This window comes from Novosphingobium pentaromativorans US6-1 (genome assembly GCF_000767465.1).
Lineage (GTDB): Bacteria > Pseudomonadota > Alphaproteobacteria > Sphingomonadales > Sphingomonadaceae > Novosphingobium > Novosphingobium pentaromativorans.
Map to the genome: position 1 here is coordinate 108,942 of NZ_CP009294.1, position 21,919 is coordinate 130,860.

Here is a 21,919-nt window from a genome sequence, read left to right on the forward strand (position 1 = left end):
GAGGTCAGGAACCGATCATGATCAACGCCAGGACCATCCCCGTCGTCGCCGGCATTGCCGCCAGCCTCTCCTTCAGTCTCCTCGTCCCGGTTGGCGCTCATGCGTCCAGCGGCGACGGGATCGAGGTCGAGCAGGCCGGGGACAGCTTCTACTGCGGCGAGCGCAAGCTCGGCACGTGGTTCTATTGCGAGGATCCAAAGCCCGAGACCGGCAGCCCCGAGAGCGCCCCGCAAGTCCCGGCGCGCGAGCGCCTCGCGGCAATCTCAACTGCGCTTGAGGAATTGAAGGCGCGCGCGATTCTCGAGCCCACCCCTGAGAATGTGACCGCATACGTGCGCTTCCAGCGCGAGCAACTCGACCGCTCCTCGCTGTTCGCCGATGTCTGGCAGCGCGCGCTCTGGCAGGACCCGGGCCTCGACTATACGCTCCAGCGCCCGGTCTCGACGCTTGGCAAGCGGGCCTGGATCGACCAGCGCAAGACCGACCGCGATCTTGCCATGTCCCGGCTCTCGCAGCGCTACGGTGTGTTCTACTTCTATGCCTCGAGTTGCGGGGCCTGCGAGATCTTCGGGCCGATCCTCAAATCGGTGAGCGACAAGTTCGGGCTTGCCGTGCTCGCGGTCTCGATGGACGGCGGGCCTACGGCCTCATTTCCCGAGTACGTCGTCGATGCCGGGCAATACGAGCGGCTCGGGCTTGGCAACGACCGTCAGGTGCCCGCGCTGGTGCTGTTCGACTCTGTGACCAAACGGCCCATGCCGATCGGCTACGGTATCCTGTCGCAGGACGAGATCATGGACCGGGTGTTTCAGCTCACGCAGGTCCGGCCCGGGAGCGACTACTGATGCGCGCGCGGATACTTCATGCCTCGCGCCGCGCAATCGCTATGGTGCTTACCGCTTCGCTTGTGCTGGCAGTGCCGGTTCCCGCCTTGGCCGGGGTCGAAAGCGAGATGCAGAGCTTCATGACCGAAATGGGTGCGCAGGCCAATGTCACCGGGCCATCAGCCTATCAGGGCCAGTCGGCGGGTTACTATTCGGGCGGGGCGATGTGGGCGCGGTTTCCGCAAAAGAATATCCAGCCCTTCAATCTCCAGTTGCCGCATGCGCGTGCCGGGTGCGGGGGCATCGACCTCTTCGCCGGATCGTTCTCGTTCATCAACACCGCCGAACTCGTCGCGATGCTCAAGGCCACCGCCAACAATGCGTTGGGCTTCGCCTTCAAGCTCGCGATCGACACGATTTCGCCCGAGATCGGCAAGGTCATGGATGAGCTGGCGCAGAAAGTGCAGCAGATGAACCAGATGAACATTTCGTCGTGCGAGACCGCGCAGGCGCTGGTCGGCGGGCTCTGGCCCAAGACCGATACCGCATCCTCGGTCGTCTGCGAGGCGATCGCCAACAGCCAGGGTGCGGTCGCCGACTGGGCCCGAGCGCGCCAGCAGTGCAACAATGGCGGAGAGCGCGAGGCGCTGAAGGCGGGCAATTCCGATCCCGACATGCAGGATCAGGCCGGGATGCCGAACAACTACACCTGGGAGGCGCTGGGCAAGAAATACGGCGGGTTCGACACCCAGTTCCGCGAATTCCTGATGACGCTGGTCGGCACGGTGATCTACGATCCGGCCGGAAACGGCGGCAAGCCGCGCGTCCAGTTCATCGGCCCGGCTGACTCGGCGCTCATCAGCGCCATGCTCGATGGCACTTCGGCCGCGCCGCACAAGGTCTGGTCCTGTGGTTCCGACACCACCAAATGCATGAACCCAACCGAGACCGCGCTGGTGATCGGCCCCAATGCGGCGCTCAAGGCCAGGGTGCGCGCGCTGATCGAATCGATGGCCTTGAAGGTGCGCGATCCGGGCGCTTCGCTCACCCCTGCCGAAGTCCAGCTGCTCGGCATGGCAAGCGTTCCGGTCTACAAGATCGTCACCGTCAGCGCAGCGGCCGAGTTCGGCATCACCGCACAGGAGATCAACGATCTTTCCGAAATCGTTGCAATCGACCTTGTCACCACCATGACCATGCGTTTCATCGACATGGCGGTGAACGCGCGCTCGGACTTCAACGGGGCGGATGCCGACAGCTTGCGCGAATGGCGCGAGGGGCTTTACGAGACCCGGCGCAACTTTCTGGGCTTGTCCGCGCGCACCTCGCAGCGCTTCGACCAGACCTTCGCGCTGATCCAGCGCACGCAGATGATGGAAAAGACCCTGCGTTCGCAGCTCTCGCCGCAGATGTCGGCAGCGCTCAGGTTCTCGCGCACGCTCAACCAGCAAGTCCAGTAGGGGCGGGCCAGGGAGATGCTTGAGGTCTTCACCGTCGGGGGCGGCGAGTATCTCGTCCAGACCTTCAACGCTGTCGCCGCCTGGACCGGCTCTGGCGGGTTCAAGGCGCTGATCCGCGTTTGCATGGTGATGGGCCTGATCTATGCCCTGCTCATCACTGCGATGGACCTCGACTGGCGCGCGTGGTTTCGCTGGTTCGTCCAGTCGACGCTGATCTACCTCGTGCTGATGGTGCCGACCGTCACGGTCAAAGTCACCGACCGCATCAATCCCGGCCTTGCGCCCGCGACCGTCGCCAACGTGCCGATTGGCCTGGGGGTCATGGCCTCGTTCACCAGCCAGGTGAGCGATTACCTCACGCGCACCGCCGAGACGGTCTTCGTCATGCCTGCCGCGCTCAACTATTCAACCGGCGGGTTCGTCTATGGCGCCAGGCTGTGGGACAAGGTGCGTGGCTTCGAAATTCGCGATCCCGTCTTCAAGGCGAACCTCGATGGCTATCTCAAACAGTGCGCCTATTACGATATCCTGCTCGGGACGAAGAGCCTTCGGCTGCTTTCGGAATCCACTGACCTGTGGGCCGATCTCGGGGTCAATGCCGCGACCAACCGCGGCATGAAATTCCTGACCCAGACCGGCGGCGGGGCGGTCGATATCGAGGGCAGGACCTGCGCCGAGGCCTGGGGGCTGCTCGACGCGCAGTGGGACGCAGCGATCAACGCCTATGCGCTGCCCTTCGCGCATTCGATGTATCCCAAGCTCACCCAGGCTGCCGCCGGCGCACGGCTCGCCGCTGACGTGCCGGTAGTCGCGCAATTGCTCACCGGCACCGCCATGACCAGAAACCAGTTCTTCAAGCAGAAGAGCATGGTCGATGCCTTTGAGGCGGCCCAGCTCGATTTCGGCAACGCCGATGCCGACGCCTTCGCCTTGCAGCGCGCCGATGCGCAGACCCGCAATGCGATGACGACCGCAGCCGAGCAGGGGCTGATCTGGATACCGGTGCTGGGTGTGGTGCTCACGCTTGTCTTCTACGCGCTGTTCCCGGTGGTGTTCCCGCTGCTGCTGTTCCCACGCACGGGGATCGCGACGCTCAAGGGCTATTTTGCCGGGTTCTTCTACCTTGCCGCCTGGGGGCCGCTCTACGTCCTCATCCACATGTTCATCATGGACCGGCTTGCCAGCCAGACCGCCGCCAGCACTGCGGGCGGAGTCAGCCTTGTCACTTGGGCCGGTATCGATGCGGTAAACCAGGACGTGGCGACGATGGCCGGGTTCCTGATGATGTCGGTGCCGGTCCTCGCGCTGATGGTCATGCGCGGCACATTGTCGGTCGCGCACAACATGGGAGCGCTGCTGTCACCGGCGCAGGGCGCGGCCGATGCCGCCGCAGTTGAGCGCACCACCGGCAATTATGCGTTCGGCGATGTCAGCTACGGCAACCTCAATGCCGAAAACCGGCAAATGGCGCAGTGGAACCTTGCCCCCAATCTCATGGCAGGCGCACCGCAGGCGAGCCTGCGCGGCGATGACGGGCGCATGTACCGCACCTATGGCGATGCGCATTCGGTGATCGATGCGAGCGGCGCGATTTCACAGCTGCCGTTCAAGGCGACGATGACGCGCGGCTACGCCAGCGACTTGCGCAATCAGGGCCAGTGGTATCTCAATGAGGCAGACCGCATCGAGAACGGCACATCGACGACCTGGTCGAGCTCGCGCGGGCGGTTCGGCAGCGAGGTTGCCGCATCGAGCCAGGTCAGGGGCAGCCGCAGTGAAAGCGGCTCGCGCGCCTCCGACACCCACAATGTCGGCGGCAATGTCCTCATCGAAGGCTCGTCGGGCAAGTCGACCCGCGAGGTCACCAACGATGACCTGATCCTGCGGCAGGGGAATAGTCGTTCAAATAGCGATTTTGCCAACCGGGTGTTCGGTTCGAGTGTCTCCCTGACCGGAACCGGTACGATCGGAACGCCTATGCAGGACGCCGCCGGAAGTGGACTTGCAGGTTCATTGTCTGCAGCCCTGTCTGGTCGCAAGGAGACTGGCGATAGCGCGAGCGCCGGAACTGAACGCTCGGCCACCAATCAGGTCACCCGTGGCACCGACAAGTCCGAGGATGTTGGTAGCCGGGTCGTGATCAGCGGCAATGCGGGCGATGTGCAATCGAGCGGGACCTACAGCCAGGACTCGGAATACTCCGATGCGAGCCAGTCGCACACCAGCAGTGGCGGAACCGACTGGCGGGTTGCCGAAGCCGAGGAACGTCGCGCTGCCGCTGCGCGCTACCGCGAGATCGGGGGCCGCATGATGTCGGAAGCCAGCTATGCGGAGAGCCACGGATTTCAGGTCTCAAGCGATATGTCGAACCTCATCCAGGAGCGCTACGAGACGCTGCAGCGCGAACATCCCGAATGGCACTTGCCCGACATCTCCAATCCGCGCCTCGACTACCGCGATATCGCCCGGCGCGACCAGGCGATCAGCTTCATCATGGACGACCTGATGAGCGACTTGCGCAGCCGCCGGATCGACGAACTGGCCGATGTCGCGAAGATTGCGGGGCAGGGCACTCTGGGTTCGGCTGCAGATCTTGGTACGCCCTCTGGCGTGCCGCTGCCATCAGGAAGTCTGAGCGAGAGCAGGCTGATCACGCAGGACTTTGCTGGGCCGGTCGATGGAGCCGCCATGGCACGCGAGCTCGGACTTGGCATCAAGCGTGGTGTGCGGCTCGACCGGATGGATGGATCGCTGGTCCCGGCGATGGGCGCGGTCGCTGAAGAGGCGAGGGCGCTTGGCCTGCCAAAGCCAGTGGTGACCTCAGGGAACGACAGCAGCCAGCATGTCTCCGGGTCTGCGCATTATGCCAATCGCGCGCTCGACTTCAGGGGAAACAACATCTCCGACCAACAGGGTGCGCAATGGGCTGCCCGCGTGCGAGAGCGTCTTGGCCCATCCTATGCCGTCGACTTCGAGCGGTTCCCCGACAATCCGGCGCGCGACCACCTGCATGTGGCCAGGCGGAAAAACTAAGGCAGGTCAGCCAATCAGGTTCGACATATATGCCAAGAAGACCGCCACGATGCACATGAGTACAGCGAGGGCGATCGAGAGAGGGCCAGCTGTGCGACCGTTCGAGCCGCCAAATGTCGGGAGCGGTTGCCCGGTCACATGGTCGAAATGACCCGGGCGGGGATAGATTGGGTGTCCATCAAGTCCGTAGCGATCATGGTCCATGGCAGGGTCTTCCTTATCCCTGCTTGGATAGCCCAAACGGGCTCGATTTTCAATCGCATGGCAGGGCAATTCTGCGCCCCACGCCCTTGACGCTCCATCCTCCTCCCGCAGCGCGCATGCGCTGAAGATGGCACGCTAGGTTCAGCAGGCCCCGGCAATTCGTTCCCAGTACTCAACCTCAATACGGTCGAGATCGACAACCTTTCCGCGAATGCTCACTCTGCCTTCGAGGTCTTCGGGCACCTGATCGTCAACGAACCCGAGGCGCCAGATGACACCCTCATCATCGCGCAAGAGCGGGCCGCGCGGTGAAGCTTCGATCATTCCCACATGGACATTGGCGGCGCGCGAGTTCGGTTGGTGCATGGTCTTGTTCATAGCGAATGGAGAATGACGGGCGCCCGGATACGGCGAGTCACGGCTCTTCTAGGGCTGAAGCACCATCGACACCACCCTTTGAACGAAACGAGCGAGGCACACCCCATGCGATCTAAAACGAACATTGCACGGTTTTCTCCATCGCCTGTTCGGCGCGGCCCGGTGGGAGGCGGCCCGGACCGCGCCGTTCCGGTCAGGCACGGCGCAAGGCCAGCCCGGCGGAAAGGGAAGCGGGAATAGGCGCGCATCAGAAAAACCCGGTGCGCCGCCCATAGGAGAGGTCGCTTGGCGCCGTATCGCCAAGCGCAGAACGGCGTACACTGAGCGTCACACTGCCCTCACCGCGGGCGCGCAGGTGCAGGTCGCGCAGTTCGAGGCCGTTGCGCTCGGCCCAGTCGCGCGCATCGGCTTCGCTGGCAAAATCACCGATTTCCTGGTGGTCATAGGACATGAGTTGGGTCTCCTTGGCAGGTGGATAGATTTGGGGCAGGGGCGCCACTCACAGGTCGAGCCCCAGCGACTTTTCCGGAACGGGAAGCTGGCGCACTTGCGCTTCGGGCCGGGGACCAAGCACCGCATCGAGCTTGGCCCTGAGCTCCGGACTCATCTTCAGGTCTGGCACTTGGCGCGCATCGGTCGGGTTCGCGGGCGGCTTGTCCACCTCGATCCGGCCGGTCGCTTCGAGCGCCGAGGTCTTGTTACCCGGCGTGCGGTCGAGCTGAAACTTGAGCGCGGCAAGGTCGTTGGTGACCACATGCATGTCGTCAGTGGCACGCGTGTTGAGCACGTTCTGCGTGCGCTGGGTGGCAAGGTTGCGCTGGCTTGAGGATATGACCTCGATCGCCCGCGCAATAGTCACGCCCTGCGCCATATGGGCATTGAGAGCATAGCCCAGGTCAAGCCGACGCAGCATCGGGTCGCCGGCGGGCAGGGTGACCTGCCGCCTGTCGGAAAGCTCCAGCGTGACCGCATCCTTCGATGTTGCCAGCACCGTGGCATAGGTCGACTTGGCAATATCGCGGCTAGCGTCCTTGTCGCGCCAGAACACGGTATCGCCGTCGTGCAGGCGCAGATCCTTCTGTTCGTAGAGCCCGAGCCGGTCGAAACGGTGCTGCGGATCGAGCCGGTCGGGATCGATGAGTTTTGTGCGGCCTTCGCGCTCGAGCATGACCTTGCCGTCGCGGCGCACATCGCGGACAGTGTATTCGCCCTTGCCCAGCCCCAGTTCGCGCACCTCCATGCGCGCTTCGAGCACCTGACCAGCGCGATAGGTCGACGCAAAGCGCATTTCTTCGCGGGTGGTGTTGGCGCTTTGCAGCACCTTGAGCGCCACGCCTTCGCCTTTGAGCGTGCCCTCACGCAGCAAGCCGGCCTGGACCAGCGCATTGATCTGCGCGCGATCGTCGCGCCCGGCGGTAAAGATCGCGGTCTGCCCGCGCCGATCGGGCGGCAGGGAGAGCCAGAGATCGGCTGCCGCCGCGACATGGTCCTTGCCCGCTTCGGTGACCTTGCCGTGCGAAGCCAGGAGGTCGAGCGCAAGGCTGGCATGACCTTCGTTCGACAATCCCGCGACCGCGAGCAGCAGCGGCGAGTTCTTCTGGCGGATATTTTCGTCCATCCGCACGGTTGCGTGGCCCGCGCTTTGCGAGACCGCGAACATTTTGCCCTGTTCGATCGCCGACAATTGCTGACGGTCGCCCATGAACGGCGCCTTGGCGAGATCGAGCCGCTCGGCGATCGCGATGACCGAAAGCATGTCGCGCGAGGAGACCATCGAGGACTCGTCGGTGACAACGACGGTGTCCCTGAGCTCAGCCTTCGCCGCCTCGAACCGCTCGCCTTCCCCGCGCGCTGCGGCCGAGCCATAAGTGCTGACGAACCGCGCGATGGTATAGGCCTCGATCCCGGCCGCCTGCATCTCGTCGACCGACATCGCCTGACTGCCGCCGCCGCGCAGGTCAGCAACCATCTTGTTCTGGAAGGCAAGGCCAACGAGGCGCACGCCGTCTTCGGCCAGCACCTTCGCTACCGCGCCAAGCAGGGTCGACTTGCCCGCGCCAGCCACGCCCTGGATGTTGAGAAACCGGTCCTCGCCCGACAGGACCGCGACGCCTGCCGACAGCTGCCCGGCATTGAGTTGCCAGTCCTCGGCCCCTGCGCGTTCGCGTCCCAGTTCGCGCGCGGCCTGCTGCAAGCGTTCGACCGCCACGTCGGGCGCCATGAACGCGCGGCCATTTCCGGCACCGGCATCGATGCGGTCGAGAATCTGCTGCTCGCGCGCCAGCGCCTCGGGTGTTGTCACGAGATCAAAATGCCCGTCGAGACGGTCGGACTTTCCGGGAATGAGCTGACCGCTCTCGATCAGCTGCCCGATACGCTCGATCACCGCCTCGCCTTCTAGCCCCCTGATCTGGAAGCCCAGCGCAGCGGAAAGGATCGCATGCGGACTGAACGCCGCCTCGCGTTCGGAGAGATGCCGGATCGCCGAAGCGGTCGCATGCTGCGCCTTGATCGTCTCTGCCGAAAGGAACAGCGCCGCGGGTCCGGATGCGGCGAGATCGCTAGGCAGTCTTAGAGCAGCCGATATGCGTGTCGTGACTTCGGCAAAGGCCTGGCTTGCAGTCTCGCGCATGGTGGGGCGAGCCTGCGTTGCAGCGCGTTCCTGCGCTTCGGCAACCAGCGCCTTGCCATCGAACCCCAGTTCCGCCGCACGCGCCTGCCAGCCTTCGACCAGCGCTTGTCGGTCGGCGACATCGAGCTTGGGATCGCGGGTGTAAAGCGTGATCTGTTTCTTGGTGGCGAGCCTCGTGGCGCCGGTCTCCGCGATCTTCGCCTCGATCTCGGCAGTGCGCGTGGAGAAGGCCTTGATGACCTCTTTGGGCACCCCCTTGATCTCGAAGGCCCCATGCTTGCCAGACGCCTCGGTCTCGTATCCCAGCCTCTGCAACCGGGCGCGAAACGCGGCGTGGTAGAACTGCCCGATGGTGGTGTTGTTCTTCCAGATCTCGCCGTTCCACAGCGCCTTCCAGTTGCCCTTCAGATCGCGCGTCAGGTTGGCGACGACGGCGTGGACATGGCCTTGCGGATCGAGCGCGCGGCTCGTGTCGTGAGCGAACAGGGCATAGACGAGATTGCCGGTCTTTTCGGGTTCGCCATTGCGGTTGCGCTCGTAGTTGCGCGCTTCGGCAAGGCGCTTTTCGACAAGCTGGCTCATGGTCGATTTGACTGCGACAAGATGTGCATCGAGGATGCGCTTGTCGCCAGTTACCAGCGCCAGGATCGATGCGGACTTGGGCATCGAAAAGGTGAGATCGAGACCCAGCCTGCGCCCCTCGACCTGCCCCACCATCTCGCCACTGGGCAGCTTGCCGCCGAGCACCGCTTCGAACGCATCCCGACCCACGTCGCCTTCCAGCCCAAGCAGCCGCGCACCTTCGCCGCCCCAGACCCCGGCTTCCGCGTTCTCTTCAGCCGTGTAGTAATTGTCGTTCGCGAAATAGTCGGCTGCGCCGCCTGCGGACCGAACCGGTGCGATCGAATGCATCGCCGTTACATCCCGATGCCGTCATCGGCATCGAGTCCGGGCAATTGGGCTTCGCCTGGACCGGCTGCGGTGCGCTCGATTCCGCGTTCGGGTTCGAGCGCTTCGGAGAGCTCGCGCGTCGTTTGCGAGACTTGCTTGCCCTTGCCAACTGCCTTCGCGTTCACGTGAGGGCGAGAGGCAGTTTCATCGGCGCGCTGCATGGCAGACGGTTCGGCTTCGGGCATACCCGGACGATAGCTCATCGCGCGCGACAGGCTGCTGGCGACAGGTGGATTGTCGCCACTGTCCTGGCTCCCTAGCTGGGCCGGTTCGTCTTCGTCCGCGGATGCCTCAAGAGCAGACTCCCGGTCGTCGTCCGGCTCCATCTCCGGCTCGGGCGCGGGCGCATCGCGGGTCTCGCGCCCGCCTGTATCCGGATCGCCCTGATCCTCCTCGTCAGCCTCTTCAGCAAATTCGATCGGCTCGACATTCTCGCGCAGGACATAGCCTTCGGCGACACTCGGGTAGTCCTTCCAGGAAAGCCTGATCCGCGCGGCATCGAAGCCTTCGGGAAAGACCAGAAAGCCGCGCAACGACGGAAGCTTCATGATGTCGTCGGGCAGCACCAGGGGCTGGACTTCGCTTCGCGGGGTGATCGTCGCGGCATCGCGAATGTTCGAATAGCCGTAGCTGTATGCCTCATCCATCATGCGCACTTCGCGGTGGCCGATGAAATCCGAACAATGCTCGGCGGTATCGCGATCGGCGGCGGCAAGGATGAGCTTGGTGCGCGCGAGCGAAGCCAGGTTCTGCGCGCCTTCCTTGCCATAGGTTTCGGCAAGCTTGGCGAAGCTGTGGATGCCCAGCACGAAGGCTCCGCCGAACCCGCGCGCGGTCTGCAGCCCGTCCTCGATGGCTGGCAGGCGGTGGAGCGCGTGAACCTCGTCGAAGAAGAACCAGGTGCGCAAGTCGCGCGTGCGCGGCAGGCGCATCAGCGTGTGTACCGCAAGGTTCATCCAGAGCGAGAGCAGCGCGCGATTGAGCACCAGTTCATTGTGCGATGAGGTGATGAACAGGATCGATCCGGGCTGATCTGAGGCGCGGATCCAGTCGCAAATCGAGAAGGGCTCCTTCCCCTCGGGAAGGAAGCGCAGCGCCTGCGCATTGGTGTTGAATACCGCCCGGATCGATTCGGCCATCTTGGCTGCTTCGGGCGCGGTCAGCGGGTCGGCGACGGTATTCTCGAGCAGCTTGTGGACCTCCTTGAGGTCGGCCATCATCAGCCGGCTTGCCAGTGCCTGGTTGGTCGCCTTGCCGAGCTTGATCAGGCGCATGCAGGTCTCGACAAAGAGCGTGCGCGCCGCCAGCATCCAGAAGGGTTCGGCCCCGCCGCCATCGGCGGGCAGGAGGGCCGCGGCAATGCCGGTAAAGTCTGCATGGTTCTTCGCTTCGGCAAACACCGACCAGGACGGGCAGCGCTCGTCCATGGGATTGAGAATCGTGTCCGTCTCGGGGTTGTAGAAGGCCTCGACATAGGCGCCGGTGAGATCGAAGACGACGGCCCGGTCGCGGCGTTTGCGCATCTGCGCGATCAGCGCGCGCATCTGCGTCGTCTTGCCGGTTCCGGTCGATCCGATCATCATCGTGTGCGCCTGTTCGGTGCGCCAGGGGAAGGGCACACCGGCGAGCGAATAGGCATGATGGATGCCTGCTGCCTTGCGCGTCGCCAACGGCATCGCCAGCACCTCGTCCATGGTCCTTCCCGGCAAGCGTTCGGCGACTTCCTGGGCGAGTGCGGCGCGGTTGTGATCGGTGATGACGGATGCAAGATCGGCAGCATCGACAAGCATGGCGCCGCGCTGGTGACGCTCTTCGAGGATCGACTTTCCGCGCCGCCGGGAGAAGTCGACGAACCAGATCGAAAGCGGCACGGCGACGAAAAGCGAGATGAACAACGAACCCCGTATCGCGCGCATCATCCGCTCCCAGGCAACAGCGACATCGGGGTGCGAAGCAACCATGCCGATGGGGGCGGGAACGACCTCTCCCGATGGCAGGGTGAGGTTGATCACCTTGGCATCGGAGAACTCCATGAACTGCCATCCGGCGGCATAGATGCGCATGCCGATCATCTGCACTTCTTGGCTCTCAAGCCGCAGCGCCAGGACCACCGAAAGCACGCCGAGGAAGGTGAAGAACCAGACCAGAAACGGAAGCCGTGCCGACGCGAACCACATCAGGAATTCATGGGTGATGAGCTGCGAGCCGCGGGTGAAGTCGCCGGCATTGCGCGGCATGTTGCCGCGCGCCGAATGATGCTGCAGCTTGCCCGGGCGGCGGCGGTCGGACCAGGTGTCAGGCCGCGCCACAAAGCGCCTCCATCCGGGCCTCGGCTTCGGCGAGAAGTTCGCCGTGCACATCGGTATATTGGCGCTGGATAATGAGGTCGAGCGCGAGGAAGAGATACTCGAGCGAGAATTGCCGCCGCCGGTCGAGTTCGGAAGCGCCCGCGACGCCATCGAGAAAATGTTCAAGCGCGATTCGCACGAGATTGGAGCGGGAGGTCTTTTGCGCTTCGGCAGCGGCCTTGGCCGCTTCGGCAATCGGCTGCGGCAACCGCACCGAAATCAGAACCGTATCTGTCATCGCCAACCCCTTCGAAAAGGGCCTGGCGGGAATTGCGCGAGGGAGAATTTAGGCTATCGCAAAGAGGGTGGCAAGCGAAAGGTCGCAGGCAGCGGGGCGTATCACATCGTATTACGCCCGAAATGGCGTAGTTCTGCCGCTTCAGAAGCTCCTGGCCAGCATGTAATATACCCGAATACAAGAAGCATTGCGCGTAAACATACTGCTTTTGGCCATTCTTAAAACTGCACCGCAGTGTACGGTCTGCAACTCTTCCCCTCAATCCGATGCCATGTGTCTGGTGGGTGGTTTCTGGTCTTTGATGCGCATAGAGTCGAGCCTTGACCGCTTGTCCTGGAGCCAAGAAACGCCGCTGATTACAGGACGGGCAGCACAATTTATTTGCAGGGCCGATGGCACAGGGCTTGCCACTAACAGCGCTGCTTGGAATCCTCGCGCACGGGAGGTTTCAGCGCCAACCCACGAGGTATCATCATGGCCAGGAAAGGAAGTCTTGAAGCGGAACGACAGGCGATCGCAAAGGAGCGGAGTGCACTGGAAGCGCGCGAAGCGAAGCTGCGGGAAAGCGAGCAGGTTGCCATGGCCGAACTGTTGAGGAAGTCAGCACTCGGCAAGGCTCCGTTTGAGAGGGTTGAAGCATTCTTCGCCGCTCTTGGAAAGCTCGGCCTGGACGAAGCGGAGAAGCGCCTGCGGGCAAGCTGAAACCGGTCTCGGCAGAGACCAGCGCAGCCGGGGCTCGATGCCTCGGCTGCGCTTTATCTGGACACGCAAAAAAGGGGGCCGGAGAGCCCCTTGTCGGTGCCCTCCGGCGCTGCGGCGGATGATCATTTCAGAACGGGCAATCCGCGTCCCAGTCTGGATCCATCACCACGCTCATGAAGCTTGCGGCGCGGGCGATGTTCGCTTCGTCGAAGTCGTCGGCCATCATGCCCGGGACGGAATGGACGATCCGGTCGATCAGGTCCTGGGGCAGGGCGTTGTAGTCGCCTTCGTCGATGGCGCTGAAGGAACCGTCGTCGTTCTCGATCACGTGGCTGTCGAAGAAGCTGTGCTGGGCGCGGATAGTCGCGGCGCGGACCGCGGCGTCATAGCTGATGGGGTCAAAAGCCGGGATGTCGAGGGACTTGGTAAGTGCGTTCATGTGAGCCTCCTGTCAAAGGAATTGAAGAGGTCTCCTTCGGGATGGCCGAGCTTGGCCCGGGTCAGGAACGGGCCGCCCGCGGCCCGCCGCGCGAGCGGGGGTGGGGGAGCCGATTTTTTCGCCTTCTTCAGGCGCAAAAATTGGGGGAACCGCCCTTCTTGACGCGGGCCAATGGCGGCCATCATGCTTGGAAGTCTGCGAGAGTGTTTAACCCTGTTAGGCAGCACCCCGGTGGTCCACGCGCGGGCAGCGCCTGCCCGGTCGATGCGAAGCCTTCGCGGCGTTCCTGGTTGCCGCATCGCCAGTAACGATGCTTCGGCGCCAGCAGGCCGTCAGGCCGTTACTGTCGGGGCAAGAAGCGAGCGAGCCGGGCCATCAAGGTGTGCGTCCCGATCGACAAAAAAGAAGGGCATCCAGCGGTGAGGCTGGACACCCTTCTGGTTGATGCAATCGGAGCAGGCCCCGCTCAGAACGGCGGGAGTTCATCGCCATTGACGGTGCCACATGCCGTGCGCTTCATTGCAGGCCGCTCAGCTTGCGTTGCCGCTTTGGCCCGCGCCGCCGGAGCCTCGTTCTGGACCGAAGAATCGCGCACGATGTGCAAGGGAACGCGGGCTTCACGCAGCCGGTCGGCAAGGTTCGCCTGGATGCCGCCGCCGCTGCACACCACCGCCTCGACAGGCTTGAAGGCGAGCATGCGGGCGTTGCGCTGATAGGGCGCCGAAGGTCCCCGCGAGGTATCGGGCCTGCACAGGATAACCGGCACATTGTGGCGCGATGCCCAGGCTGCCGCGATCACGTCCGCGCCCTTGTTCTGGGCGGTCGTTGCCAGCGCCATTGACGGGACCCGGGCATGGATCGCATCGAGATAGTCTTCAACGAGGGCAATGTCGGTGAACTGCTGTCCGCCCGAAAACACCACGACGGGGCCGGTGGGTGCAAACTGTTCGCGCCGCTGCGCCTTCTGTGCCGCGAGATAGTCGCGCGCTTCGATCATCGAGGCATTGGTCTTGGACGAGACCCGCGAGCCCCGCACCGGCGAGAAGGGCCGACCGGTTTCGACTAGGTAAATCCGTGCGGCATGGTCACGCATGCACTCCATCGCATCGCGGCATTCGGCAAGGCTGCGGGCCTGCATGGTCAGGTCCTCAAGGTCGGTCGCATAGACCTCGCTCGGATCGTATTCGCGCAGCTTCTCCTGAAGCCGGTTCGCCATCGCATCCTCGCGGTCATCGAGGCGCTTGGCGACGACATGGAAGCTGTTGGCCACGCCCCAGGCGACTTCGCTTGCGAAGTCTTCCATCCGGGTGTCACGGAACAGGTCGAAGACCGTTGCCAACATCATCTCGATCGCCGCTTGCGCCACCTCGGGGTCGGGCATTTCGACAGCGCTCGGCTCATGCTCGATCGAGAGCTTGGCCATCTCGGTCTGCTCCATGAATGCCCGGGCGTAGTCGGGCGTGGCGATTTCGCGCGCATAGTGTTCGGCAAGGTCGGCGAAGTTCGAGAAACGGTCCGTCATGATAACCTCCAAAAGGAATTTTCTCTCATCACGCTGATGAAAGATGCCCATCGGAAGGACGCCGGAGTCAGGCAGTCAGGGACGGCGGCGCGCACGCGCTGCTGCCGCGTGTCGCGGGCGTGGGGGGAGCCGATTTTTGCTCGCAAGGCGCTAGCCGCAGCAAGCCAAAATCGGGGGGCACCCGCGATCCTTGACGGCCGCCAATCTCCCAGGCGTCATGCTATGGCGATGCTGATTTCGCTCAGCCACCGAAATGAGAGAGAGATTACGGTTTTGCCCCCGAACCCCCATGTGGGTGTTCGGGGTTAACCGCAAAACTCAGCCCTTGCCTAGCCGCAGCCTCGGTTGCGGCCCACCTGCAAATGACGGACCCCTTGCCGGAGCAAGTCAGTCGGCGCGTGGCCCGGTGCATCGCACGGGCGCGGGACGGCGACGGAGCCGGAGGCAAGAGTGCCGGCGGCCCAAAGCGAAAAGCACCGCACCCGCAGGAGCGCGGCTGCAGGTCGCGCGGGACCGAGTGCGTCCAACTTGACCGGGCCGCTCAACCTTGTCGAAGCAGGGCCATGGAATTCGACGACCAGATGCGGCGCTTTTTCGGAACCGATGATCTCGGTGCGGTTTCGCCCGAAGGGCTTGCCAGCGGGATCGAGCGCATGCGGGTCGAGTTTGGGCTTGAGACCGACAAGGGACGCAGGTTCGCCATGTGGTCGCTGCTCTACATGCTGGGTTCGGCGCCGAATCTCGATGTGGCGTTCAAGGACCCGCAAGACGGCGACGCGGCGCGCACGTTTATGGACCTGCTCGATCAGGCAAATGCCGGCGAGGCAGATGATCGCACGCCGTAAAGATTAGGATTGAGGCCGCTTTACCCTGCAGTTGATTGGTTCTCGCGTTTTGCAGGGTAACGGAACACTGGATTCGGCGCGGCGCGGTACGAGCAGGTTCGCCACCTTTCCGCAGATTCTTATGTTACAAAACCTATATCTATGAACGATCTAGTGATGGTTTTGAAGCAGTCGGAGGACCGTTTCCGTTAGGAATAAGGGGTGATATTTCTAACAAGAGTGCGCGGTCCTGAAGGACCGGAAAACGTCCGGCAGCTTCAGCGCGGACGGGCAGGTTAAATCGCGAAAACTCGGATGAAACGGCTATTAGATCTCGTTTTCTCGGTAAATCGGCCCCTTAAAGCACAATTTCTCGGAGCGGGCTTCCGAGTCGCGCCAATATCACAACTTCCCACCGAGCAGCCCGGCGCGCTCACGGACAAGCGCGATGACAGGGACGAATCCATCTGCCGCCCAAGTAGGGCCAGTAAATTCGTTGTCCAGGCCGGCAATGACAGCCTCACACAATTGCCTGATCCGGGTCCGCACGAACGGGGCGCCAAGCCCGCAATCGACAGCGAACTTGTCCCAATGACGCGGCTCGAGTTCGTTGAGGAGGTGCTTCCCGCCAATCTTCATCGCGAGCTTCGGCGAGAGTTCCGGGTAAAGCGTGGTCGAAAGCAGATCGTAGAGCGGTGCAAGCTCGATCGCGCCGTCCTTGTGCAGGAGGCTAAAATTCTTGGCGTGGGCATCAGCATTGCCGATGATCAGGTTGAAGATTGCCGCATCGAGCAGCCGCAGGATGTCGCGTGGCGGACGGGTTGCTGCCCGGCGCAGCAGCGCGAAGCAATCAGGAAAATTCGGCCCGCCTTCGCTCGCATATTTGCGGTGTGACGGCACGCCAAGCGCCTGCGCGAAGTCTTCCTGATGCAGGCGGACCAGTTCGCCTGACGGACCGATGGTCCGATCATAGCGACTGATCAGCAGAAATGAACGATCGCCAACCGTACGCATTTCGACCGGTGCAACGTCAAGGCCGATGGCGCGGGCGAGCGACATGCAGAAGTATTCGTTCTCGGTCGTCCAGGGGAAACGCGTGATCGGTGGTTTGAGGATATGACTGGTCGGCTGCCCGGGTGCTGGCAGGGCAACCTGCCTGTCGATCAGAAGCACCGGAAGTTTCGATTGTGCCCCGGCCAATGACAGCCGCAACCCATCCTCGCCCGCCAGCATTGGACGCATCGGCAAATGATCGAGCAACTGGATCAGACGATCATCATCGAGAGGTTTGGGCGCTGCGGCGCTATGGGGAGTGGGGGCTTCGCCTTCAGGAAGGAGCGTCAAAGCGCCTGCCACTTCACCGCCGAGATGCTCGAGCAGCCGGAATTCATTGTCGGCGGAGACACCAAGTGCGCGGGCGATGGCAGTACGCTGGCTTTCCTCGGGCAGAATGCCGCCAAAGAAAGGCTGGCATTCCCGACGATGGAATGGCTCGACCTGCTTGGGTAGCGAGAATGAAAGCGCAGGAGCGCGAAGCTCTGTCAGCCAGCCTGGATCATAGGCAAACTGGGTTTCGCCGAAGGGGTCGAGATAGAGGGCGCCGACCACACGGCCGTCCCACCAGACGGTGAGCCTGCTGCTCATGACCGGCTCGCAGGCGGGGCGATCTGGACTTCGCAGCCGAGCGTCGTGATGACCTGAAGCACCTTGCCGAGTTGCAGCGTCGGCTTGCCAGCTTCGAGATCGACAATAAACCGCACGCCAACGCCGCTCACTGCCGCAAGCTCTGCCTGCTTCAGGTTCTGTGCCTTGCGTTCGCGGCGCACAAGGAGGCCAAGTGAATTGCTGTCCATATTACCGAACGGGAAGTTATGCTCGATTGTGGCCGATTTCAAGGCATCTATTCCCGCTCGGGAATAACATCGTGGTGCCTGGCGTCAGCTCATGCACAAATTCCCGAACGGGAATGTCAAAGCGGTGCGATATGAGGCGGTGCGCCGCAAGTTATCCCATAATCTGACCGTGCCCCGGATTTATGGGATAAGTGGGTCGTTGTAGCTCCGGGTGACATCTCTAAATTGCAGAGATCGCTCGGGATGATAATGTGAATTATGTTAAATGAAATCAAATATTTACCGGAAATCAGCGGTTCAGCTGACGTCTGCCGAGCCGAAGGCAACGCCGAGCTTCTTGCGTTTCGCCGGGGTCGCGGCGGCCTTGGGCTGCACCTTTGGTGCAGCTTCGGGCGCTGCAGTGGCCTCAGCCTTCGGGCTCTGGCCGGGCTTGCGGCCAAGGCCGATCCTGACTGCCAGTTCCTTGCGCTTGGCGGCACAGTCGGGCGCGACCATCGGGTAGTCGGTGGGCAAGCTCCAGCGCGTGCGGTACTCGGTGGGTGTCAGACCGTGCTCGGTGCCGAGATGGCGCTTGAGCATCTTCATCTTCTCGCCGCATTCAAGGCAGGTGACGGCATCGGGCTTGACCGAGGCGCGCACCGAGACGGCAGGCTTCAGCTCTGCCACCGCCGGTTCCGGTGCCTGTCCAAGCGCGGCAAGCGAAGCGTAGACCGCCTGGATCAGGCCCGGCAGGTCCGCGGTCGCGACCGCATTGTTGCTGACATGGGCAGAAACGATATCGGCGACATGATCCAGCAGTGGTTCGTTTTCCATGCGGGCGAGACCCTTTTCAATCCTCGGTCGGGGGTGTCCTAGGCGATCGGTCGCCAAGACACCATAGGAGCATCGCCGCAGCGCGGCAGGCGCAGCTTGATGCTTGAAGTCCAGGGGTTCAGGCCGCGAAGAGTTCGCCCTGGGGATTGGCAGCGCCCGGGCCCTGACGCCGCAGCGGCGCAGGTTTGCGCAGCAGGGCAAGGACGCCCGGCTTGACCACATAGACCGCGTGACGCCCGCCGCCGCGGTTCTTGTGGTTGGTGGCGTAGCCCGCATAGTGCCGGCTCATCAGCCCGGCGCGGACCAGATCGGAAATCGCGCGGCTGACATTGGCGCGGCCCACTGCCTGGACCTGCTCCTCGACCGCGACCTCGATCCGCGCCGCGTCAAACTCCGGCTTCCCAGTCAGCTCGGCCTTCAACCCCACGGCAACGCGTGCGCGCAGCGCCGCGCGGCGGGCGGGCTGCGCGCTCATCGGCAGAAGCTGGGAGCAGAGCCATTCGCGCAGAAGCACGGGCACGCCACTCTGGGCGACGAAGGGCCCGGCCTGCCCGCGCCCATCGGCAATTTCGGCGACCAGTTGGAGGACGAGAAACGCGTAGCGCGGGCGGTTCGAGGCTTCGACCAGGACCGCGTAGATCCCACCGACGCCAGTGATTTCTTGGGCTCGTTCCATCGAACAGTATTGAGCACAAAAGGTGAATCCTGTGAATCCCCTTTGTACCTTGCGCTGTCGTTTGTCGCCCGTGACACTTCGCCCGGAGGCGCCAAGTGGTTGCGCGGCCACGTGCGCTGCCCTTTCTCCGCGACCGTTTTCGAGATTGTGCAGGCATGATCGATGACCTGCCCTTCCGGTCATGTCACGCGCGCAGCGCAACATGACACTCTGCCCGAGGGCAAAGTGTCACAGATGCCATGCCCGAAGGGGCGCAAGCCGCCGATCTGGCAGGCAAAAAATAGGGCCAGCGTGAGCCAGCCCCTTGGAAAGTTTTGGGAGAGGATGCCTGAAAGGCACTGCTGATATGGGTGCAAGACCCTGATGCTGCAAGTGCGAAATAAACGCCGCGCGTTGGCTTTTTCGCAACCGGTGTTTCACTCGCCGCAGCGTCTACATGAGTGATGGGGGGCTGGTCTTGGCCCAATGGGAGGCGGCGCTGCCGCCTCCCGGGCTCGGGTTTAGAGGAAGAGGACTTCCTCGGCGACGATCTCGACCGCGTAGCGCTCGATGCCCTCCTTGTCGGTCCACTTTGAGTAGTGGAGGCGGCCCTGCACTTCGATGAGGTCGCCCTTCTTCTTGTGCTAGGCGACCGAGGTGCCGAGGCCGTTGAAGGCGGTGACGCGGTGGAATTCGGCGAGGGTCTCGGTGTAGCCGGCCTCGTTCTTGACCGTCTTGCCGTCGACCAGCTTGGGGCGATCGGTGACGAGGGTGAACGAAGTGATCGCGGTCTCGCCGGCGTGGCGGGTTTCAGGAGCGGCGGCGATGCGGCCGATCAGGATGACGAGGTTCTTCATGGGGTATCTCCGTGCCTTGAACTCGGCGGAACCGCCCGCCGATGAACACCACAGGCAGGGCCAAAGGCCCGGGCCCGCACCGAACTCATGTGAGGGAAACCCAAAAGCGAGGAGTGGTGCGGCAAGCCCGAAGGGCTTCACGGTCCGCTGCTTTTGGGTTGCGGCTTGGGACTGGCGCTGCAGGGTTCATCGGCAAACGAAGGGCGGTTTCGTCAGGTCAGGCCCAGCGGATCCCCGCAAAGGTCAGACCCGTCAGCCTCGGCCTTTTCGCCAGGACTTCTCTCACCCGCCAGCGCCCGCGACAGCGGGCATTGCCTTCCTCGGCCCCGCCCCATGCCAGTCAGAGGCGTGTGGGGTCACACGAGGCCACGCCCAGCCCCTCCTCGTCCTGCGCCATGCGCTACGGCAGGGGTCTTCGTTAGATACGAAAGCTGGCGCCCGCAGGCGGGCAAGGCTCGGCCCCCTCGAAATGGACGCCCAGCGCCAGGGCCGCGCGAGGCCTTGCGCAACCAGATAGTTGCCGGCGTCCACCCCGTTCACCGAGACCGTGGCAAGCGTCCGCCCATAGGGGTCGGTGCCGAGCCGCGTGATCATGACCCGCCCGCGCGACAGTAGCCGCGCAAGGGCAACCCGCGAGGCTTCGCCCGCGGCAAAGTCGCTACCCAAGCGTAGGACCGCCTCCGGTCCTGGCACTTGGGACTATTGGGCAGTTCGGGCGCATCGATGTTGGCGATGCGGACCCGCTCACGGCCGCAGCGGATCGTGTCGCCGTCGTGAACCGAAGGCGACATGCAAAGGGCGGCGGCAGCAAGGAGGATCGGCATGAGGCGGAACCTAGCGCCCTCGCCCGCCCGCGCCAACCAGCCTCACCGCTTCCTCCACTGGCCCCGATCGTGACCCGAGAGGGCCGGCATTCATGCCGGCGAGTTTGGGTGGGCGGCGGTGCGACAGCGCCGACGCGCGCCCTAGCGAGTAGAGCGGGTCGCCGCGGGGCCCGCGTGGGGCGCGGGCGCCGGGGTGCCCATTCCCCTCTTCACCTCGCCACATCCCGGCAAAACCGGTATGAATGCGCTTCAATGCGACCTGCCCGGCCCCGCTGCCGCAGGCAGAGCTGCCGAAGGGAAAGGATCCCGGCCCATGGCTGAACCACAGCAAATGCCAAACGCTCTGCAGGTGGCGCGCGCCATGACGCAAGTCCTGCGCGCGAAGCTTGCCGTATTCGGTGCTGAAGAGATCATGCTCACGCGCGAGGAAGCCGCGCTGTGCCTCGGCCTTGCCGAAGGCGTGGCCGAAGGCCTGGAACAGGACACGCAGCAGGACCAGTAGGGTTCTCGGGCTGCGACCTACCGGACGTTGAGCCCCAGTTCGCCGAGCAGCTGCCCAGCCTGCTCGCGCGAGATCGTCGCTCCGCGAAACAGCCCGGCATCGACAAGGCGCAGGCCGCCGAGGTCAGCGCCGCGCAGGTCAGAGCCCTCGAAGCGCGATCCGGCGACCATTGCCTCGCGCAAGGAACAGTCCTCGAAGACAGTTATGCGGAAGTCGCCCTTGCGCAGATCGGCACCGGACAGATCGACCCGGCGCAGGGTTTCCTTGCGGAATGAGAAGCCGGGCAGCTTTGCCGAGACCAGCAGCACTTCCTCGAAGTGGATGTGCATGGCGCGCGCCTCGGTGAAATCGGCGCCGGTGAGCTTGGAGCCGGTGAACCGGGTCGAGGTCAGGGTGGCCCGGCGCATCGCGCAATTGTTCCAGTCGCCGCCGATGAATTCGGCTTCGCTGAGGTTCGCGCCCGAGAAATTGGCGAACGGTCCCCGGCAGCTCTGCCAGACCGTACCTTCAAGCTTTGCCCCCGCAAGATCGCTGCGCCGCAGGTTGCAGCGTTCAAAGCGCCAGCGGGTGAGGTCGAGCCCGGAGAGGTCGGCCTCCTCGAGGTCGCAGTCGACCAGTGTGCGCGGCGTCCTGCCGATCAGGCGCTCGATGTCGCTGCGCGCCAGAGTGGCGCCCGCGATGGGCTGCGAAGCGAAAAGGTCGTCCATCACAGGACCGGTAGCGCGGCAAATGCCGCCACGCCAGCAAACCGCGGGGCGGGCTCCACGGTTGCACCGCGCTAGGTTCGAAGCGCCCGCGCGGCGGGCTTGCCGCGCCCGCAAGGCCAGCATAGACTGACCCCAGCGCGCTCATCCGGGGCC

The 21,919-nt window shown here is 63.7% G+C and carries 20 protein-coding genes and 1 pseudogene; 6 read left to right on the top strand and 15 right to left on the bottom strand.

From position 1 onward, the window contains the following. The first annotated feature begins 17 nt into the window (after positions 1-17). The 3 genes from traF to JI59_RS24090 are packed head-to-tail and all read left to right on the top strand — an operon-like array spanning position 18 to position 5,317. Complete coding sequence (traF, locus tag JI59_RS24080; RefSeq protein WP_007015859.1) at positions 18-845, top strand: conjugal transfer protein TraF; 828 nt, start codon at positions 18-20, stop codon at positions 843-845. Next, on the top strand, positions 845-2,284 hold the full coding sequence (locus JI59_RS24085) for a conjugal transfer protein TraH (RefSeq protein ID WP_039859018.1): 1,440 nt from the start codon (positions 845-847) through the stop codon (positions 2,282-2,284). Before traF ends, JI59_RS24085 begins: the two co-directional genes overlap by 1 nt. A 15-nt stretch (positions 2,285-2,299) precedes the next feature. Continuing rightward, on the top strand, positions 2,300-5,317 hold the full coding sequence (locus JI59_RS24090) for a conjugal transfer protein TraG N-terminal domain-containing protein (RefSeq protein WP_007015861.1): 3,018 nt from the start codon (positions 2,300-2,302) through the stop codon (positions 5,315-5,317). 345 nt (positions 5,318-5,662) lie between these two features. On the opposite strand, the gene JI59_RS24095 is transcribed toward JI59_RS24090, so the two are convergent. From JI59_RS24095 to JI59_RS24115, 5 genes are all read right to left on the bottom strand, one after another. Continuing rightward, complete coding sequence (locus tag JI59_RS24095) at positions 5,663-5,899, bottom strand: DUF5818 domain-containing protein (RefSeq protein WP_007015863.1); 237 nt, start codon at positions 5,897-5,899, stop codon at positions 5,663-5,665. A gap of 247 nt (positions 5,900-6,146) precedes the next feature. Next, the gene (locus tag JI59_RS24100) at positions 6,147-6,350 is read right to left on the bottom strand and encodes a hypothetical protein (protein ID WP_007015864.1); all 204 of its coding nucleotides are present in this window, start codon (positions 6,348-6,350) and stop codon (positions 6,147-6,149) included. Between the two features lie 48 nt (positions 6,351-6,398). Beyond that, entirely contained in the window at positions 6,399-9,443 is a 3,045-nt protein-coding gene (mobF, locus tag JI59_RS24105) for a MobF family relaxase (RefSeq protein WP_007015865.1), read from the bottom strand. Positions 9,444-9,448: 5 nt separating this feature from the next. Beyond that, positions 9,449-11,791, bottom strand: coding sequence for a type IV secretion system DNA-binding domain-containing protein (locus JI59_RS24110; protein WP_007015866.1), 2,343 nt, complete (start codon positions 11,789-11,791; stop codon positions 9,449-9,451). Further along, entirely contained in the window at positions 11,778-12,068 is a 291-nt protein-coding gene (locus tag JI59_RS24115; protein ID WP_007015867.1) for a ribbon-helix-helix protein, CopG family, read from the bottom strand. The genes JI59_RS24110 and JI59_RS24115 overlap by 14 nt, the downstream gene beginning before the upstream one ends. Before the next feature lie 474 nt (positions 12,069-12,542). Here JI59_RS24115 and JI59_RS24120 point away from each other — a divergent pair, with 474 nt between their 5' ends. Then, positions 12,543-12,770, top strand: a complete 228-nt coding sequence (locus JI59_RS24120) for a hypothetical protein (protein WP_007015868.1) — start codon at positions 12,543-12,545, stop codon at positions 12,768-12,770. A 127-nt stretch (positions 12,771-12,897) separates the two neighbouring features. Here JI59_RS24120 and JI59_RS24125 read toward each other — a convergent pair whose 3' ends face one another. From JI59_RS24125 to JI59_RS24135, 3 genes are all read right to left on the bottom strand, one after another. Beyond that, on the bottom strand, positions 12,898-13,209 hold the full coding sequence (locus tag JI59_RS24125) for a hypothetical protein (RefSeq protein WP_007015869.1): 312 nt from the start codon (positions 13,207-13,209) through the stop codon (positions 12,898-12,900). After that, on the bottom strand, positions 13,206-13,394 hold the full coding sequence (locus JI59_RS27500) for a hypothetical protein (RefSeq protein WP_007015870.1): 189 nt from the start codon (positions 13,392-13,394) through the stop codon (positions 13,206-13,208). The genes JI59_RS24125 and JI59_RS27500 overlap by 4 nt, the downstream gene beginning before the upstream one ends. 281 nt (positions 13,395-13,675) lie before the next feature. Further along, positions 13,676-14,731 carry a DUF2493 domain-containing protein gene (locus JI59_RS24135; RefSeq protein WP_037486491.1) on the bottom strand — a complete coding sequence of 352 codons (1,056 nt, stop codon included), beginning with the start codon at positions 14,729-14,731 and terminating at the stop codon, positions 13,676-13,678. Between the two features lie 563 nt (positions 14,732-15,294). Between JI59_RS24135 and JI59_RS24140 the strand changes: the two genes are divergently transcribed. After that, positions 15,295-15,576, top strand: coding sequence for a hypothetical protein (locus JI59_RS24140; protein ID WP_007015872.1), 282 nt, complete (start codon positions 15,295-15,297; stop codon positions 15,574-15,576). A gap of 381 nt (positions 15,577-15,957) precedes the next feature. Here the strand turns inward: JI59_RS24140 and JI59_RS24145 are convergent, their stop codons facing one another. The 6 genes and pseudogenes from JI59_RS24145 to JI59_RS28250 all read right to left on the bottom strand — a co-directional run bounded on the left by JI59_RS24145 (position 15,958) and on the right by JI59_RS28250 (position 20,327). After that, positions 15,958-17,199 carry a type II toxin-antitoxin system HipA family toxin gene (locus JI59_RS24145; protein ID WP_007015873.1) on the bottom strand — a complete coding sequence of 414 codons (1,242 nt, stop codon included), beginning with the start codon at positions 17,197-17,199 and terminating at the stop codon, positions 15,958-15,960. Then, a complete protein-coding gene (locus tag JI59_RS24150; protein WP_007015874.1) occupies positions 17,196-17,408 on the bottom strand; it encodes a type II toxin-antitoxin system Y4mF family antitoxin in 213 nt (70 codons plus the stop codon). The genes JI59_RS24145 and JI59_RS24150 overlap by 4 nt, the downstream gene beginning before the upstream one ends. Positions 17,409-17,705: 297 nt before the next feature. After that, positions 17,706-18,221, bottom strand: coding sequence for a Ros/MucR family transcriptional regulator (locus tag JI59_RS24155; protein WP_007015875.1), 516 nt, complete (start codon positions 18,219-18,221; stop codon positions 17,706-17,708). Between the two features lie 118 nt (positions 18,222-18,339). Beyond that, entirely contained in the window at positions 18,340-18,897 is a 558-nt protein-coding gene (locus tag JI59_RS24160; RefSeq protein ID WP_007015877.1) for a hypothetical protein, read from the bottom strand. Positions 18,898-19,397: 500 nt separating this feature from the next. Continuing rightward, positions 19,398-19,733, bottom strand: a pseudogene (locus tag JI59_RS24165) (single-stranded DNA-binding protein). 282 nt (positions 19,734-20,015) lie between these two features. Continuing rightward, positions 20,016-20,327, bottom strand: a complete 312-nt coding sequence (locus JI59_RS28250; protein WP_420798907.1) for a hypothetical protein — start codon at positions 20,325-20,327, stop codon at positions 20,016-20,018. 543 nt (positions 20,328-20,870) lie between these two features. On the opposite strand from JI59_RS28250, the gene JI59_RS24170 reads away from it, so the two are divergent. Further along, the gene (locus JI59_RS24170) at positions 20,871-21,059 is read left to right on the top strand and encodes a hypothetical protein (protein WP_138921579.1); all 189 of its coding nucleotides are present in this window, start codon (positions 20,871-20,873) and stop codon (positions 21,057-21,059) included. 17 nt (positions 21,060-21,076) lie between these two features. Here JI59_RS24170 and JI59_RS24175 read toward each other — a convergent pair whose 3' ends face one another. Then, entirely contained in the window at positions 21,077-21,766 is a 690-nt protein-coding gene (locus JI59_RS24175; RefSeq protein WP_007015881.1) for a pentapeptide repeat-containing protein, read from the bottom strand. Positions 21,767-21,919: the final 153 nt, after the last annotated feature.